Origin of the sequence: Nocardia sp. NPDC060259 (assembly GCF_042728775.1) — a bacterium.
Lineage (GTDB): Bacteria > Actinomycetota > Actinomycetes > Mycobacteriales > Mycobacteriaceae > Nocardia.
In genome coordinates, this window is record NZ_JBHXAY010000017.1 from 50,763 (window position 1) to 66,019 (window position 15,257).

Sequence of the window (15,257 nt, forward strand, 5' to 3'; positions counted from 1 at the left end):
CGAAGTGCACGAAAATACCGGGCTGGATACCGTACGCGGGTGAATCCGTACACGATCTTCGCCGACATCATCGCCGGGCTCGCCCCCTCGTCCAAGGTCTACGAGGACGACGATGTGCTGGCCTTCATGGACATTCGTCCCGTGACTCCGGGTCACGTGCTCGTGGTGCCGAAGACGGCCGCGCCGAGCCTGGCCGATCTCGATCCGGTCCTCGGCGGCAAGCTGTTCCAGGTGGGGCAGCGGATCGCGGCCGCGCTGCGGTCCAGTGAGGTGGCGGCCGACGGGGTGAACTTCTTTCTCGCCGACGGGGTCACGGCCGGGCAGGAAGTCTTCCATGTGCATCTGCACGTGATCCCGCGGACGCCGGGCGACGGCTTCGGGCTGCGCGCGCGACCGACCTCGCCCGCCCGCGCCGACCTCGACTATCTGGCCGGTTCCATCCGCGGCGCGCTCACTCGCTGACGCCCACTTCGGGCGAACCGGGCATTGCGAACCGGAGAGTTTGCTGAAGAAACGCCCGAAACGCCGAATGCTTCCAGTTCATTCACCTCTGGGTTACTTTGGACTGTCCTTGGCATGCGGTAATGGAGGGTGGGTCGTGCGTCGTACAGGTGTTGCTGCTTCAGTGCTGGCTTTCGCTCTCGCGTTGCTCGGACCCGCGGTGGTGAACCCGGCCCCGGCGGCTGCCGCTCAGATCATCGGGGTGAACAACCTCAGCCCCACCCGGACGGCGATCACGGTCACCTCGCCTGCGATGGGCCGCACTGTCGACCTGCAGGTGCTGCACCCGGCGGGCGGCGGCGCACGGTCGACGTATTACCTGCTCGACGGCCTCGATCCCGGTGTCGGCCAGAGCACCTGGACCAACGCGACCGACGCGGAGGCGTTCTTCCGCGGCAAGAACGTCAACGTCGTGATGCCCATCGGCGGGCAGGCCAGCTACTACGCCGACTGGATCACCGACGACCCGCGCTTCGGCCGGTACAAGTGGGAAACGTTCCTCACCCAGGAACTGCCCGGCCTGATCGACGCGGAGTTCGCCGGTAACGGCGTCAACGGCATCGGCGGCCTGTCGATGGGCGGCAACGCGGCCTATGTCCTGGCTGCCCGCCACCCCGAGCTGTATCGGGCCGTCGCCGGTTACAGCGCGTGCCCCGACAGCGCGATGGCGGCGGGCGCGATCATGTTCTCCATCGCCAATCGCGGTGGCAACCCGCTCAATATGTGGGGCGCGCCCGGCAGCCCGGAATGGGCTGCGCACGATCCGGCGCTGATGATCGACCGGCTGCGCGGCAAGGCGCTGTACCTGTCGACCGGTACCGGCATCCCCGGCCCGCACGAGGCCGAGCTCAAGCCGCAGCTGGCGGAGAACATCTTCCTCGGCGGGCCGATCGAACTCGGCGTGAACACGTGCATGGTGGCCTTCGACCAGCGCCTGCGCGCGGCGGGCATCGGCGCCGAGATCGATTACCACCCGGTCGGGACGCACTCGTGGTCCTACTGGCAGGACGCGCTGCACGCGTCGTGGCACACCATCGGCCCGGCGCTGGGGGCCTGAGAATCCTGCTCGACGCGGCCCGGCTCGACGGCTTCGCGGCCCGAGAGCCGGGCCGCGGTGCGTTCCAGGGTGCTATCGAGCCGATCGGCGGCGCAGTACCGCGCCCGCGATCACGCCGACGACCGAGAGCCCGGCGATGATCAGCACGTAACCCGCTGGGAAGCCCAGGATCTCGACGTATTCCTTGCTCACCACCCGGTCGCGCACGGTGACGTCCTTCGATGCGGCGGCGAGCGTGAAATCGCTGGTGATGCTCGACGGCTGGGGAATGTTCACCGAGAGCTCGGTCAGGTAGTTCTTGCCCGCGGCAAGCGCTTTCAGGTCCGGATCGGTGAGTTCACCGATGGGGGAGGCGAATTCGGTAGTGGTCGATTGGGTCGCCGTGTCGGCGTCGGTGCGCGCCACCCGGTGGTCGCTGAAGACGTAGAGGTGGACCGACTGGGGTCGGGTGGCCGCGGCGGACATCCGCATCGGGTAGACGAGGCGGTCGGAATCGAAGGTGAGGCGTACCGGATCGAGCTCGCCCGAAAGGGGTTTCGAGCTGGTGAGGCGCATCACGACGAAGGACCAGCCCTCCCGCAGATACGGGTCGAGGGTAGCGCTCACCTCGGGGCGGAGCTGATAGCCGTTGACGTCGAGCCACTCTCGTACGCCGGTGAGGTCGCCGCCGCGCAAGGTGGTCGCCTCCAGCGGGCCGAGCTGCACCTTTCCCAGGACGTCGGGGCCGGAGCCGGGCGCGGCACCCGAGGTCGCACCGTCGTAGTCGCTCCCGAACCAGTGGTATTCCTTGACGATTTCGGGCGCGGTGAGCCGCGACAGCTCGCTGAACGAGGCCGCGCTCCCGGCCGACACGGTCGCCGGTGCCGGCGTGGGAACGATCAAGGCCGCATCGGCGCCATCGAACTGCATCCCCAACCGCATCAGGACCGTCTCGCGCGTCCCGTCCCAGCCGAGCACCGCGGTCTCACTGTCGACCCGCGCCGAGTTCCCCCCGCTGACCACCCCACCGCACGCACACGCGGTCGCCGGTGTGACCGCCGCGGAACCTGCCGCCAGCACCACCCCGACAGTCACGACGAACGATCGAACCGCATACCGCATCCCCATGCGAGCAGGCTACGCACTCCGCGCCCCGCTGCCATCCGCAGAAATACCTAGCACGGACGCCCGGGGGTGTAGCGGCCGAGTTGGCGGGCCCGGCCGGAGCGCTGCGGCTACGGTGGACCCATGGCTGGCGAGAATGAGACGGTGTCGGCGCCGATCGCGAAGAAGGTGCCCTTCGAGCGGGTGCATCACGGTGACACGTTCGTCGACGAGTACGAGTGGCTACGGGACAAGGAAGACCCCGAGGTCATCGCGTACCTGGAGGCCGAGAACGCCTTCACCGAGGCGCAGACCGACCAGCTCCAGCCGCTCCGGGACAAGATCTTCGACGAGATCAAGGCCCGCACCCAGGAGACCGATCTGTCGGTGCCGACCCGGCTGGGGGAGTACTGGTACTACTCGCGCAGTTTCGAGGGCAAACAGTACGGGGTGCATTGCCGCTGTCCCATCGACGCGAACGCCGATGGCATCGACGCGTGGACGCCGCCGCAGCTCGAGGCCGAAACGGTGATCGAGGGCGAGCAGGTGCTGCTCGACAGCAATGTCCTTGCCGAGGGGCTGGACTTCTTCGCGCTCGGCGCCTTCTCGCTGAGCCACGACGGCAATCTGCTCGCCTACTCGGTCGACAGCACCGGCGACGAGCGCTACACGCTGCGGATCAAGGACCTGCGCACCGGTGAGCTGCTGCCGGACGAGGTCGTGGGGGCCGCGCCCGGCGCGACCTGGTCGCTGGACGGCACGCACATCTTCTATCAGACCGTCGACGAGTCGTGGCGTCCCGACACCGTGTGGCGGCACCACGTCGGGGCTGCCGCCGATACCGACGTGACCGTGTTCCACGAGCCCGACGAGCGCTACTGGGTGAGCGTCGGCGCGACCCGCTCCGAGAAGTACCTGATGATCTGGCTCGGTTCCAAGATCACCACCGAGGGCTGGGTGCTCGAGTCGGACAACCCCGAGGGCGAGTTCCGGGTGCTGCTGCCGCGCCGTGAGGGCGTGGAGTACTCGGCCGAGCACGCGGTGATCGCCGGCCAGGACCGCTTCCTGATCCTGCACAACGACGTGGTCGACGGGGTGAAGGCGGAGAACTTCGTGCTCGCCGAGGCGCCGGCCACCGACCCGTCGGACATGACGATCCTGATCGGGCACCGCGAGGACGTGCGGCTCGAGGACATCGACGCCTTCGCCAACCATCTGGTGCTCGGCTACCGCCGCGACGCGCTGCCGCGCCTGTCGGTGTGGCCGCTGACCGCCGAGGGTTACGGCGAACTGACCGAGCTGGATTTCGGGCTCGAATTGTTCTCCGCCGGTGCGGGTTCCAGCCCGGAGTGGGAACAGCCGACGCTGCGGGTCGGGGTCACCTCGTTCATCACCCCGATGCAGGTGTTCGACTACGTGCCCGCCACCGGTGAGCTGCTGCTGCGCAAGGAGCAGCCGGTGCTGGGTGGCTACGACCCGAACGACTATGAGCAGCACCGGGATTGGGCGGTGGCCCAGGACGGCACCCGGATCCCGATCTCGCTCATCAAGCGCCGCGACCTGCCCGCCGACGGCCCGAAGCCGATGCTGCTCTACGGATACGGCTCCTACGAGGCCAGCATCGACCCGTCGTTCTCGGTCTCGCGGCTGTCGCTGCTCGATCGCGGCATGGTGTTCGCGGTGGCGCATGTGCGCGGCGGCGGCGAGATGGGCAGGCTCTGGTACGAGCACGGCAAGACGCTGCTGAAGAAGAACACCTTCACCGACTTCGTCGCCTGCGCAAGCCATCTCATCGACACCGGCGCCACGGCGGCGGACCGGCTGATCGCCGACGGCGGCAGTGCGGGCGGTCTGCTGGTCGGCGCGGTCGCCAACCTGGCGCCGGAACTGTTCACCGGCGTCCTCGCCAATGTGCCGTTCGTCGACCCGCTCACCTCGATCCTCGACCCGTCGCTGCCGCTGACGGTCATCGAATGGGACGAGTGGGGAAACCCGTTGGCGGACAAGGGCGTCTACGAGTACATGAAGTCCTACTCGCCGTACGAGAACGTCGAGGCCAAGGACTACCCGGCGATCCTGGCGATCACCAGCCTCAACGACACCCGGGTGCTCTACGTCGAGCCTGCCAAGTGGGTCGCCAAGCTGCGTGACACGAAGACCGGCGACAGCGAACTGCTGCTGAAGACGGAGATGAGCGCCGGTCACGGCGGCGTGAGCGGCCGCTACGAGAAGTGGAAGGAAGTCGGCTTCGAGTACGCCTGGGTGCTCGACAAGGTCGGCCTGGCCGACGCGTAATCACCTCGCACCGGCAGCGGTGGTGAGGCGTGCGCCGATGTTCGTCGGGGCGTCATCGGCGGAGCACGCGGGTGTCACCTGGGGCTGACACCGTAGGTTCATGAACGCTGAGCTGATCGTTTCCGTATCGGGGATCCGGGACACGACTCGCGACGCCGCGATCGAGTTCGCTGCGGAGATGGACCAGCGCGGTGTTCGGCTGTCGCTGCTGGTCGCGCCCCGGCTGAAGGGCAAGTACCGGCTGGTCGCCGATCCGGCGACGCAGTCGTGGCTGCGTGGCAGGCGGCTCGAGGGCGACGCGATCGTGTTGCACGGGTACGACCAGGCGGCCACCAAGTCCCGGCGGGCCGAGTTCGCGAGCCTGCCAAGGCACGAGGCCACGTTGCGGCTCAAGGCGGCCGACCGGGTGATGGAGCGGGTGCAGCTGCGCACCCGGTTGTTCGCCGCGCCGCGCTGGGATGCCTCGGCGGGCGCGCTGGCCGCGCTGCCCGACGTCGGCTTCCGCATGGCCTTCGGCCTGACCACCATGCTGGACCTGGAGCGCGACGTGGCACAGCGGGCCCGGGTGTACGGCATCGGTGAGGGCTTCCGCGCCGAACCGTGGTGGTGCCGTGCGCTGGTGATGGGCGCCGCCCGCACCGCGCGGCGTGGCGGTGTCCTGCGGCTGGCGATCTCGGCGGCCCAGTTGCAGCGATCGGGCCCGCGTCAGGCGATGCTCGACGCCGTCGATCTGGCGCTGTACCACGGTGCGCGCAGCGACGTCTACCGCTGGGAACCGTTCACCGCGTCCAGAGCTGCCTGACCGGCCGCCGCCGCGCGCGTCGGCGATCAAGCGCGCGGCGGTGGCCCCATGTCACGGCACTTCCGGGGCGGCGTCGTGGGTGAAGCCACCCGCCTGCGCGCGCGTCAGCGGCGTGCGCCACGGATTGGCCGAGAGCTGACGCAGGCTGCGCCCGATGTCGGCGAGCAGGAGTTCGGCCATGTCGATGGTGAAGCCGTGCCGGAACACCGCGCGCATGATCGTCTCGTCCTGCCGGTCGGCGGGCAGCGGGTAGGCGGCGATGAGCCACCCGCGGGCGCGCAGCCGGTCGGACAGGTCGTAGAGGTTGTAGCCGGCGCCCTCGGTCAGCCGCCACGTCGCCGCGGCGATGCCGCGCTCTGGTTCGCCCGCGTGGATCAGCTCGAACGGTCCGACCGCGCCCAGCCCCTTCGCGAAATGCTGTGCGACGAAGTAGATCGCCGACTGCACCCGGGTATAGCCCGCCCGGCCGAGCCGGATGAAGTCGTAGTACTGGGTGATGACCTGCCCGCCCGGCCGGGAGAAATTGAGATTGAACGTCGGCATATTGCCGCCGAGATAGTCGACGTCGAAGATCAGTTCCCGCGGCAGATCGGCGGCTTCGCGCCACACCGCCCAGCCGACGCCGAGCGGGGCGAGACCGGTCTTGTGCCCGGAGGCGTTGATCGACTTCACCCGCGGTAACCGGAAGTCCCACACCAGATCCGGTGCGGTGAACGGACCGAGGAAGCCGCCGCTGGCCGCGTCGACGTGGATCGGGATGTCGGGCCCGCCCGCGGCATGCAGGCGGTCGAGGGCGGCGCTGATCGCGGCGACGTCCTCGAACAGGCCGGTGAAGGTCTGGCCGAAGCTCGGCACCACGGCGATGGTGTTGTCGTCGCAGTGATCCGGCAGGTCGTCGGGGTGCAGGGTGTACCGGTCGCCGCGCAACGGTACCTGGCGCAGTTCCACGTCGAAGTAGCGCGCGAACTTCTCCCAGCAGACCTGCACCGGCCCGCTCACCAGGTTCGGCATCCCGGTGCCGCCGCGCGCTCGCCAGCGGAACTTCGCGGCGAGACCGCCGAGGATCGCGGCCTCGCTGGAGCCGGTGGTCGAGGTGCCGAGCGTCGACGCGGGATCGGGGGCGTGCCACAGGTCGGCCAGCATGCGCACGCAGCGCTTCTCCAGCTCGGCGGTCTGTGGGTATTCGTCCTTGTCGACGATGTTCTTGTCGACCGATTCGGCCATCAGGCGACGGGCCTTGTCGTCGATCCACGTCGTGCAGAACGTGGCCAGGTTCATCCGGGCGACACCGTCGAGAATCAATTCGTCGTGCACGATCTCGTAGGCGACGTCGGGTAGGAGTTCGTGGTCGGGAAAACCGCCGTGCGGGGCGGGCCGGGTGAAGCCGGGAAGACTGAAAAGGTCGTTGGGGAAGAGATTCTCGGCCACTGTTCCTCCAGTCAGAGGGTGCACTGCCAGGTGTTTGCTCTACCGGGATTCTGCAACGATTCTGTTCTCTTTGTGCTCGATTCGAGCCTACCGGGCGGATGCTCGACAGTTACTATGCAGGAGCATGTGATCGAGGTTTCCGCTAGTTGTGCAGACACAGCAGGAGGCAGCGCTGATGACGGGCTCCGCGACGAAAGCCGCGACGACGACGAAGTATTTGTCCTGGGTGACATTGGCGCTGATGACCACGAGTTCGGTGGCCAGCCTCCGCTCGGCGCCCACAATGGCGGTCTACGGACTCGCCTGTGTATTCCTCTACATCATTCCCGCGATTCTGTTCCTGCTACCGACCTCACTGGTCGCCGCGGAACTCGCCTCGGGCTGGCAGGGCGGTATCTACAAATGGGTCGGGGACGGGCTGAACAAGCCGCTCGGCTTTCTCGCCGTCTGGTGCCAGTTCGCCATGACAATTTTCTATTACCCGAGCTTGCTCGCTTATGTGGCAAGCACTTTCGCGTACATCATCGATCCGTCACTGGCGTCCAACGGTCTTTATGTGGCGATCGTGATCATCACCGTCTATTGGGCCGGTGTGTACGTGTCCTCGCAGGGCACCAAGACGGTGGCCGGGCTGTCGAGCATGGGCCTGGTGATCGGCACATTGATTCCCGGTACCATCCTGGTCCTGCTGGGTATGGTGTTCCTCGCGCAGGGGAATCCGTCTGCGGCGCCGATGGATTCGAGTCATCTGCTGCCGGCCTGGACCGGTTTGGCGAGTCTCGTGCTGATCGTGAACAACTTCCTGTCCTACGCGGGCATGGAGATGAACGCGGTGCATGTGTCGTCGCTGAAGAATCCGGCCAAGGAATTTCCGAAGGCGATGTTCCTGGCGATGGGCCTGGTGCTGGTCATCTTCATCCTGCCCGCGCTGGCGATCAGCTGGGTGGTCCCGTCGGCCAGCCTGAGCCTGACCGCGGGCGTGATGCAGGCCTTCGACGGGTTCTTCAGCCACTTCGGCGTCGGCTTCCTCACTCCGATCGTCGGCATCGCGCTGGTGGCGGCCGCGGTCGGCGGCATGCTCACCTGGCTGGCCGGACCATCCAAGGGGCTGTTGCTGATCGGGCGCAGCGAGGGCTATCTGCCGCCGTGGCTGACCACGATGAACAAGCACGGCGTGCAGCAGAACATGCTGGTGGCGCAGGGCGTGTTCACGACGTTCATCGCGCTGCTCTACGCCTTCATCCCGAATGTCTCCAGCGCGTACTGGATTCTGTCGGTGATCACCACGCAGGTGTATCTGATCATGTACGTGCTGATGTTCGCGGCGGCGGCCAAACTGCGCCGCGACGATCCCGGCCATCCGCGCGGTTATCGGGCACCCGCCCTGTTCGCGCTCTGCGGTCTCGGCGCCGCGTCCTCGATCGCGGCGTTCGCGATCGGCTTCGTGCCGCCCTCGCAATTCGGCTCGGGGAGCCCGTGGGTGTATCTGCTCATCGTCGGCGGCGGCATGGGCATCGTCGGTCTGCTGATCCCGTACCTGTTCTACCGAAACCGCAGGGACAGCTGGAAACTCGACGTTCCGGAAGGGGAGAAGGCATGACGACCGGAGACGCCCCCGCACACAAGCGTCGCTGGATCTACCTCACCGCGGGTGCGCTGCTCGTGGTGTTCGCCCTGATCGGCCTGCTCACCTTCAATGGGATCCGCGAGAACACCCAGGCGAGCGCCAAAGCCGAACAGCTGCACAGCGATCTGCTCGCGGCGGGCCTGCCCGCACCCGAGCCCGAGGTGATCGCCGACGCGCTCGGCGACGACGGCGGCTCGGTGTGCCAGGACCCGGGTTCGCCGCTGATCAAGGCGAATTACCAGGCCTCGATCACCAACGGCGCGGCTGGGCCGGGACAGCGCCCGGTGATCGGCCCGCGCGCCGCCACCCAGGCGGTGGCGCTCACCATCGCCACCTATTGCCCGGATCGCTTGCAGGACTACCTTTCTCATCTCGACACACTGAAGCTGGATGACACGACGAAGTGAGGCGTGATGACCGAAACTCCCGATGTGGCTGCGCTGCGCGGCAAGGTGTCCGGGCTGATGGGTCGGGCGAAAAAGGATCTGGCCGAGCTGGTTTCGTTCAAATCCGTCGCCGACCCACGCCAGTTCCCGCCGGAAGGGTGTGCGCAGACGGCGCAGTGGGTGGCCGACGCGTTCGCCGCGGCCGGGCTGACCGAGGTCGGCCTGCACGAGACGCCCGACGGCAGCACAGCGGTCATCGGGCACAAGCCGGGCCCGCCGGGCACGCCGACGGTGCTGCTGTACTGCCACTACGACGTGCAGCCACCACTCGACGACGCCGCGTGGAAGACCCCCGTCTGGACGCTGACCGACAAGGACGGCCGCTGGTACGGGCGCGGCGCCGCCGACTGCAAAGGCAATATCGTCACCCATCTGACAGCGCTGCGCGCGATCGGGCCGGACTTCCCGATCGGCATCAAGGTGGTGTCGGAAGGGTCGGAGGAGCAGGGGACCGGCGGGCTGGAGAAGTTCGTCGCCGCCAATCCCGGCCTGCTGAGCGCCGATGTCATCCTGGTCGCCGACTGCGGGAATTTCGCGGTCGGCGTGCCGACCTTCACCCAGACCCTGCGTGGGAACGTGAACGTCGTCGTCACCGTGACGACGCTCGCGGGCCCGATGCACTCGGGCATGTTCGGCGGCCCGGCGCCGGACGCGCTCGCCGCCATGATCCACCTGCTGTCGTCGCTGCGTGACGCCGAGGGCAACACCACCATCGACGGTCTCACCGACGACCAGAAGTGGACCGGCGTGCAGTACCCGGTCGAGGACTTCCGGGCCGACGCCGGCGTGCTCGACGGCGTCGATCTGCTCGGCGGCGGCACCGTCTCGGACATGGTGTGGGCGCGGCCCGCGCTGACCGTGCTCGGGATGGATGTGCCCGCCGTCGTCGGGTCGTCGGCGGCGATCCAGCCGAGCACCCGGGCCAGGCTCAACCTGCGCATTCCGCCTGGCACCGAGCCCAAGCGAGCCCTCGACCTGCTGGAGGGGCACCTGCGCGCGCACGTGCCGTGGAACGCCCGGCTCGACATCGAGGTCGAAGCGCTCGGCGAACCGTTCGTCGCCTCCGAGCACGGGCCGGCGCGCTCGGCGCTGGAGCAGGCGATGGCGACCTCCTACGGCCGCCACGTGACCACCGAGGGCCAGGGCGGGTCGATCCCGCTGTGCAACGTCTTCGCCGACACCTACCCGAAGGCCGAGATCATGCTGATCGGCGTGGAAGAGCCGAAATGCCTGATCCACGCGCCCAACGAGAGCGTCGACCCGAGCGAGATCGAACACATGGCACTGGCGGAGGCGCTGTTCCTGAGCAGCTACCGCTGATTCAGAACTGCGCCTGATCCTCCGGCTGGATCGCCCTGAACTCGGTGCCCGCCGGAGCCATCTCGTCCAGCCTGCCGAAGTAGATGCCCTGCGCCGCCGGCTCGATGATCCCGAAATGGATCGGGACGGCGGTGCGGGGATTCACCGCGCGCAGGTAGTCGACGGTGTCCCAGATCCGCATCCACGGCGCGACGGCCGGGATGGCGAGCACGCCGACCGGGACCGGCGGCACCCACAGCGAGTCGCCGGGATGGACCAGCTGGGCCGGGTCGGCCGCGGTGCCGAGCTGGAAGACCGTGTTGTCGATCACCGGGATCTCCGGGTGGATCACCGCGTGGCGACCGCCGCCGCCGGTGATCTGTAGCTCACCGATATCGAGCACCTGACCGGCCGAGACCGGTTCCCAGCCCTCGCTGCGCTGCTGGGCGGTCTGCGGGTCCGACAGCAGGCGGGCGGACGGGTTGGCCTCGATCAGCGCCTCGATCCGGTTCGGGTCGATGTGGTCGGGATGCTGGTGGGTCACCGCGATCGCGTCCAGCCCGGTGATGCCCTCGAAGCCGTGCGCGAAGGTGCCTGGATCGAACAGCACCTTCACGCCGTGCAGTTCCACGAGGATGCAGGAATGACCGAAGTGGGCGATACGCATATGCCGATGCTAAGCCGCCACGACCCCGGAACGCGGGCACGACGGCCGGGTCAACTAGGATTTCTGAGGTAACCCCCCACACCACATGAGGAGCAACGCGTGGCACGAGTCGTGGTCGAGGTCATGCCGAAGGCCGAGATCCTGGACCCCCAGGGACAGGCCGTGGTCGGCGCGCTCCCGCGTCTGGGATTCGCCGGAATCTCGGATGTGCGGCAGGGCAAGCGATTCGAGCTCGAGGTGGACGAGAGTGTCTCCGACGCCGAGCTCGAGCAGATCGCCGAGGCGCTGCTCGCCAACACCGTGATCGAGGACTGGAAGGTCGTTCGGGTCTCGTGAGCGCACGCATCGGCGTAATTACTTTTCCCGGCACGCTCGATGATGTCGACGCTGCCCGCGCGGTGAAGCTGGCGGGCGCCGAGGCCGTGAGCCTGTGGCACGCCGACGCCGACATCAAGGGCGTCGACGCGGTCATCGTCCCCGGTGGCTTCTCCTACGGCGACTACCTGCGCTGCGGCGCCATCGCCCGGTTCGCGCCGGTGATGGGCGAGGTCGTGCGCGCGGCCGGTCAGGGCCTGCCGGTCCTCGGCATCTGCAACGGCTTCCAGGTGCTGTGCGAGGCCGGGCTGCTGCCCGGCGCGCTGACCCGCAACGAGGGCCTGCACTTCATCTGCCGCGACGAGTGGCTGCAGGTCGACGCGACGAACACCGCGTGGACCTCCCGCTACGAGCAGGGCGCGCAGATCCTCGTCCCGCTGAAGTCGGGCGAGGGCCGCTATCAGGCCTCGGAGAAGGTGCTCGACGAGCTCGAGGGTGAAGGCCGCGTGGTGTTCCGCTACGCGGGCGACAACCCGAACGGCTCGCAGCGCGGGATCGCGGGCATCTCCTCGGCCAACGGCCGGGTCGTCGGCCTGATGCCGCACCCCGAGCACGCCACCGAGGCGCTGACCGGTCCGAGCGACGACGGCCTGGGGATGTTCTTCTCGGTGATCGACAGCCTGATCAGCGCCTGAGTTTCCGGCGCAGAACCGCGACAACGCCCCGACCTCGCCACGAGGCCGGGGCGTTGTCGGTTGCTAGGGCAGTCGGTCCAAGATGTCGAAGTCGACGCCGTCGGCTCGGGCGAGGTGGGCGGGGCCGACGGCTTGGTTGCCGATGAAGCCGTTGCGGGTGGATGGGCCGTCCAGGACGATGCCGGTGGCGAGGCGGCCCGCGATGGTGGGGACGTCCAGGGTGCCGACCGTGTCGGCCAGCGTGCGTAGCAGGTGGACCGCCTCATAGGTGGAATTGCTGAACGTGGTCAGCGCGGGAGCGAAGGCACCCTGGTGTTCGCGGTAGCGGTCGCGGCGGTCGCGGCCGTCGGCGGTGTGCTCGTCGATGAAGAAGCTCGACGCCACATACAGGTTGGTGTTGGCGGCGGGGCCCGCGCTCAGGAGCACGTTCTCGTCGACCGCGGGGCTCAGGCGCGGCATGATCGCGGGCAGGCCGGTCGCGGTGAACTGCCGGTTGAACCGGGCGGTGTCGGCGCCGACCATCAGGACCAGGACAGCGTCGGCGCGCAGCAGGGCGGGACTGTCCAGGAACGCGTGGAAATCGGTGGTGCCGAGCGGGACGTACTGCTCGAGCACGATATCGGCCGGTGACGGCAGCGCGCGGCGCAGCGCGTTGACCGTCTGGCGCGGCCAGATGTAGTCGTTGCCGATCACCGCCCACTTGCGCACACCCAGTTCGCGCGCCATCCACGCGACGGCGGGCACGGTCTGGTGATCGGGATGCTCACCGACCAGCAGGACGCCGGGGCGTTCGTCGGGCAGGCCCTCGTGATCGGTCGCGTACAGGTAGGGGACCCGGCCGTCGACGGCGTCGGCGACCGCGCGGCGCACCGCCGAGGTGTGCCAGCCGGTGATCGCGCCGACCATGCCGGTCGCCAGAAATGCCTCGACCTCGGTGGCCACTTCGAACGGTGAGCGGCCGCCATCGATGGTTGTCAGCCGAATTTCGCGGCCCAGAATTCCTGTCCCGCTATTGATTTCATCGACAGCGAGGGAAATGGCCGCGGTACACGATGGAGCGATGATCCCACCGGGGCCCTGAGTGGGCACGATCGAGAGAATCTCGATCGTCTCGTCCCGACTCTCGTCGAACGTGGGCATTCTGTACTCTATCGCTCGAGTGTGAACGGGTTCGTTCGAATGAATGTGTCGGCAGGTGGGAATGCGATCGGTGTCCATCATAAGTGGGTGTTCCACGCTGCACGGCGCGCTGCGCTCGGCGGAGCGCAACTGGGTCCGTCAGCTCGACTCGGCGCTGTCGGCCGACAATCTCACGGCCGACCACTGGGCGATTCTGTCGCAGTTGTCGACCGACGATGGCATGACCATGTCGGAGCTGGCGGCTGCCGCGCGTCTCGCGCCGTCCTCGGCCACCCGGCACGCCGACCATCTCGCCGAACGCGGCCTCATCTTCCGGGTCGCCGCGACCGACGACCGCAGGCGGATCCTGATCGGGCTGAGCAATCTCGGCGCGAAGCTGGTCGGGCGGATCCGGGCGGAGGAACAGCAGGCGGAGGACGACCTACGTGCCCGGCTCGGTGCGCGGCGCTACGGCGAATTGGTTACCGCGCTGTCGGTCATCGCCGAGCTGTAATCCTGGAGCGCCTGCGGTCGGGTCGTGCGGGGCCGGGCCGATCGGGAGCTTCAGCACCTAGGATCGCGGATGTGCCTGTATCCCTGACTGCGGCCACCGCGAGTGGCCTGTGTGCCTTCATCGATGCTTCGCCGTCGCCGTTCCATGTGTGTGCGACGGTTGCCGCCGAGCTGGCGGCCAACGGGTTCACACCGCTGGCCGAGGCGCAGGCGTGGGCGGGCGCCGGCGGGAAACACTATGTGGTGCGCGGAGGTTCGCTGATCGCCTGGGCCGATTTCGACGCGGCCCCCGCCGATCCGTTCCGGGTGGTCGGGGCGCACACCGACAGCCCGAATCTGCGGGTGAAGCAGCACCCGGATCTGGCGGCGGCCGGGTGGCAGCTGGTCGGGCTCGAGCCCTACGGCGGCGCGTGGCTGAATTCGTGGCTGGACCGCGAGCTCGGGATCTCCGGGCGGCTCAGTGTTCGCGACGGTGCGCGGATGAGCGACGTCCTGGTTCGCATCGACGAGCCGATTCTGCGGGTGCCGCAGCTGGCGATCCACCTGTCCGAGGACCGGCGCGGGGTGACCCTCGACCCGCAGCGGCACGTGAACGCGATCTGGGGCATCGGTGATTCGCCCGCCTCGTTCCTGGATTTCGTGGCCGAGCGGGCCGGGGTCGCCGGCGCCGACGTGCTCGGCTGGGAACTGATGACCCACGATCTCGCGCCGAGCACACTGGTCGGACGCGACAACGATCTGGTGAGCGCGCCACGGCTCGACAACCAGGGCACCTGCTATGCCGGGCTGCAAGCATTCCTCGCCGCGGTCGACGAACCGGGCGCGGCGACGCCGGTGCTGGTGATGTTCGACCACGAGGAGGTCGGCAGCCAATCCGATCGGGGCGCGCAGTCGGATCTGCTGCCCGCCGTCCTGGAACGCATCGTGCTGGCCCGCGGTGGTGGGCGGGCGGAGTACCTTGCCGCGCTTGCCGGTTCGGTGGTCGCCTCCGGTGACATGGCGCACGCGACGCACCCGAACTACCCGGACCGGCACGAACCCGCGCACCGGATCGAGGTCGGCGGCGGGCCGGTACTCAAGGTCAACCAGAACCTGCGCTACGCCACCGACGCGGCCGGGGCAGGCGCCTTCGCGCTGGCGTGCGCGCAGGCGGGTGTTCCGTTGCAGCGCTACGTCCACCGCGCCGATCTGCCGTGCGGTTCGACCATCGGCCCGATGACCGCGGCGCGCACCGGCATGTCCACCGTCGACATCGGCGCACCACAGCTGGCGATGCACTCGTGCCGAGAACTCATGGGCGCCGCGGACGTTCCCGCCTACGCCGCGGCCTTGGCGGCGTTCCTCACCCCGGCCGCCCTCGACTGAGCGGCCTCGGCGCAGCCCGCGCGGGCTGGACTCGGCACCGATCGG

Annotated in this window: 15 protein-coding genes; 11 read left to right on the forward strand and 4 right to left on the reverse strand. The window is 68.4% G+C overall.

The window, feature by feature from the left end; all coding sequences use genetic code 11:
• The first annotated feature begins 39 nt into the window (after positions 1-39).
• Both ACFWF2_RS10045 and ACFWF2_RS10050 read left to right on the forward strand, forming a co-directional pair.
• On the forward strand, positions 40-462 hold the full coding sequence (locus ACFWF2_RS10045) for an HIT family protein (RefSeq protein WP_379306527.1): 423 nt from the start codon (positions 40-42) through the stop codon (positions 460-462).
• Positions 463-625: 163 nt separating this feature from the next.
• Positions 626-1,558: an alpha/beta hydrolase gene (locus ACFWF2_RS10050; protein WP_379306529.1), complete on the forward strand. Its 933-nt coding sequence runs from the start codon at positions 626-628 to the stop codon at positions 1,556-1,558.
• Positions 1,559-1,630: 72 nt separating this feature from the next.
• On the opposite strand, the gene ACFWF2_RS10055 is transcribed toward ACFWF2_RS10050, so the two are convergent.
• Positions 1,631-2,665, reverse strand: a complete 1,035-nt coding sequence (locus ACFWF2_RS10055; protein WP_379306531.1) for a DUF2330 domain-containing protein — start codon at positions 2,663-2,665, stop codon at positions 1,631-1,633.
• A gap of 120 nt (positions 2,666-2,785) precedes the next feature.
• Here ACFWF2_RS10055 and ACFWF2_RS10060 point away from each other — a divergent pair, with 120 nt between their 5' ends.
• On the forward strand, positions 2,786-4,936 hold the full coding sequence (locus ACFWF2_RS10060; protein ID WP_379306533.1) for a S9 family peptidase: 2,151 nt from the start codon (positions 2,786-2,788) through the stop codon (positions 4,934-4,936).
• 100 nt (positions 4,937-5,036) lie between these two features.
• A complete protein-coding gene (locus ACFWF2_RS10065; protein ID WP_379306535.1) occupies positions 5,037-5,738 on the forward strand; it encodes a DUF2334 domain-containing protein in 702 nt (233 codons plus the stop codon).
• Between the two features lie 51 nt (positions 5,739-5,789).
• Here ACFWF2_RS10065 and ACFWF2_RS10070 read toward each other — a convergent pair whose 3' ends face one another.
• Entirely contained in the window at positions 5,790-7,166 is a 1,377-nt protein-coding gene (locus ACFWF2_RS10070; protein ID WP_379306537.1) for a glutamate decarboxylase, read from the reverse strand.
• A 175-nt stretch (positions 7,167-7,341) separates the two neighbouring features.
• Between ACFWF2_RS10070 and ACFWF2_RS10075 the strand changes: the two genes are divergently transcribed.
• Genes ACFWF2_RS10075 through ACFWF2_RS10085 form a run of 3 tightly spaced genes read left to right on the forward strand, consistent with a single transcriptional unit; the run spans position 7,342 to position 10,559 of the window.
• Complete coding sequence (locus tag ACFWF2_RS10075; RefSeq protein ID WP_379306577.1) at positions 7,342-8,766, forward strand: APC family permease; 1,425 nt, start codon at positions 7,342-7,344, stop codon at positions 8,764-8,766.
• Entirely contained in the window at positions 8,763-9,200 is a 438-nt protein-coding gene (locus tag ACFWF2_RS10080) for a hypothetical protein (protein WP_379306538.1), read from the forward strand. The genes ACFWF2_RS10075 and ACFWF2_RS10080 overlap by 4 nt, the downstream gene beginning before the upstream one ends.
• Before the next feature lie 6 nt (positions 9,201-9,206).
• Positions 9,207-10,559: a dipeptidase gene (locus ACFWF2_RS10085; protein ID WP_379306540.1), complete on the forward strand. Its 1,353-nt coding sequence runs from the start codon at positions 9,207-9,209 to the stop codon at positions 10,557-10,559.
• 1 nt (position 10,560) lies between these two features.
• Here the strand turns inward: ACFWF2_RS10085 and ACFWF2_RS10090 are convergent, their stop codons facing one another.
• Positions 10,561-11,205, reverse strand: a complete 645-nt coding sequence (locus ACFWF2_RS10090) for an MBL fold metallo-hydrolase (RefSeq protein WP_379306542.1) — start codon at positions 11,203-11,205, stop codon at positions 10,561-10,563.
• Positions 11,206-11,304: 99 nt separating this feature from the next.
• Between ACFWF2_RS10090 and purS the strand changes: the two genes are divergently transcribed.
• Entirely contained in the window at positions 11,305-11,541 is a 237-nt protein-coding gene (gene purS, locus ACFWF2_RS10095) for a phosphoribosylformylglycinamidine synthase subunit PurS (RefSeq protein WP_022565847.1), read from the forward strand.
• On the forward strand, positions 11,538-12,215 hold the full coding sequence (purQ, locus tag ACFWF2_RS10100) for a phosphoribosylformylglycinamidine synthase subunit PurQ (protein WP_379306544.1): 678 nt from the start codon (positions 11,538-11,540) through the stop codon (positions 12,213-12,215). The genes purS and purQ overlap by 4 nt, the downstream gene beginning before the upstream one ends.
• A 63-nt stretch (positions 12,216-12,278) precedes the next feature.
• On the opposite strand, the gene ACFWF2_RS10105 is transcribed toward purQ, so the two are convergent.
• Positions 12,279-13,355 carry a substrate-binding domain-containing protein gene (locus ACFWF2_RS10105; protein WP_379306546.1) on the reverse strand — a complete coding sequence of 359 codons (1,077 nt, stop codon included), beginning with the start codon at positions 13,353-13,355 and terminating at the stop codon, positions 12,279-12,281.
• Between the two features lie 61 nt (positions 13,356-13,416).
• On the opposite strand from ACFWF2_RS10105, the gene ACFWF2_RS10110 reads away from it, so the two are divergent.
• Positions 13,417-13,848: a MarR family winged helix-turn-helix transcriptional regulator gene (locus ACFWF2_RS10110; protein WP_379306548.1), complete on the forward strand. Its 432-nt coding sequence runs from the start codon at positions 13,417-13,419 to the stop codon at positions 13,846-13,848.
• A 71-nt stretch (positions 13,849-13,919) separates the two neighbouring features.
• A complete protein-coding gene (locus tag ACFWF2_RS10115) occupies positions 13,920-15,212 on the forward strand; it encodes a M18 family aminopeptidase (protein ID WP_379306550.1) in 1,293 nt (430 codons plus the stop codon).
• Positions 15,213-15,257 lie beyond the last annotated feature (45 nt).

Coding starts and splice junctions, on each gene's coding strand:
- ACFWF2_RS10080 (WP_379306538.1), top strand. CDS start 8,763: ATGACGACCGGAGACGCCCCCGCACACAAGCGTCGCTGGATCTACCTC.
- ACFWF2_RS10060 (WP_379306533.1), top strand. CDS start 2,786: ATGGCTGGCGAGAATGAGACGGTGTCGGCGCCGATCGCGAAGAAGGTG.
- ACFWF2_RS10065 (WP_379306535.1), top strand. CDS start 5,037: ATGAACGCTGAGCTGATCGTTTCCGTATCGGGGATCCGGGACACGACT.
- ACFWF2_RS10105 (WP_379306546.1), bottom strand. CDS start 13,355: ATGCCCACGTTCGACGAGAGTCGGGACGAGACGATCGAGATTCTCTCG.
- ACFWF2_RS10085 (WP_379306540.1), top strand. CDS start 9,207: ATGACCGAAACTCCCGATGTGGCTGCGCTGCGCGGCAAGGTGTCCGGG.
- ACFWF2_RS10075 (WP_379306577.1), top strand. CDS start 7,342: ATGACGGGCTCCGCGACGAAAGCCGCGACGACGACGAAGTATTTGTCC.
- ACFWF2_RS10055 (WP_379306531.1), bottom strand. CDS start 2,665: ATGGGGATGCGGTATGCGGTTCGATCGTTCGTCGTGACTGTCGGGGTG.
- ACFWF2_RS10090 (WP_379306542.1), bottom strand. CDS start 11,205: ATGCGTATCGCCCACTTCGGTCATTCCTGCATCCTCGTGGAACTGCAC.
- ACFWF2_RS10110 (WP_379306548.1), top strand. CDS start 13,417: ATGCGATCGGTGTCCATCATAAGTGGGTGTTCCACGCTGCACGGCGCG.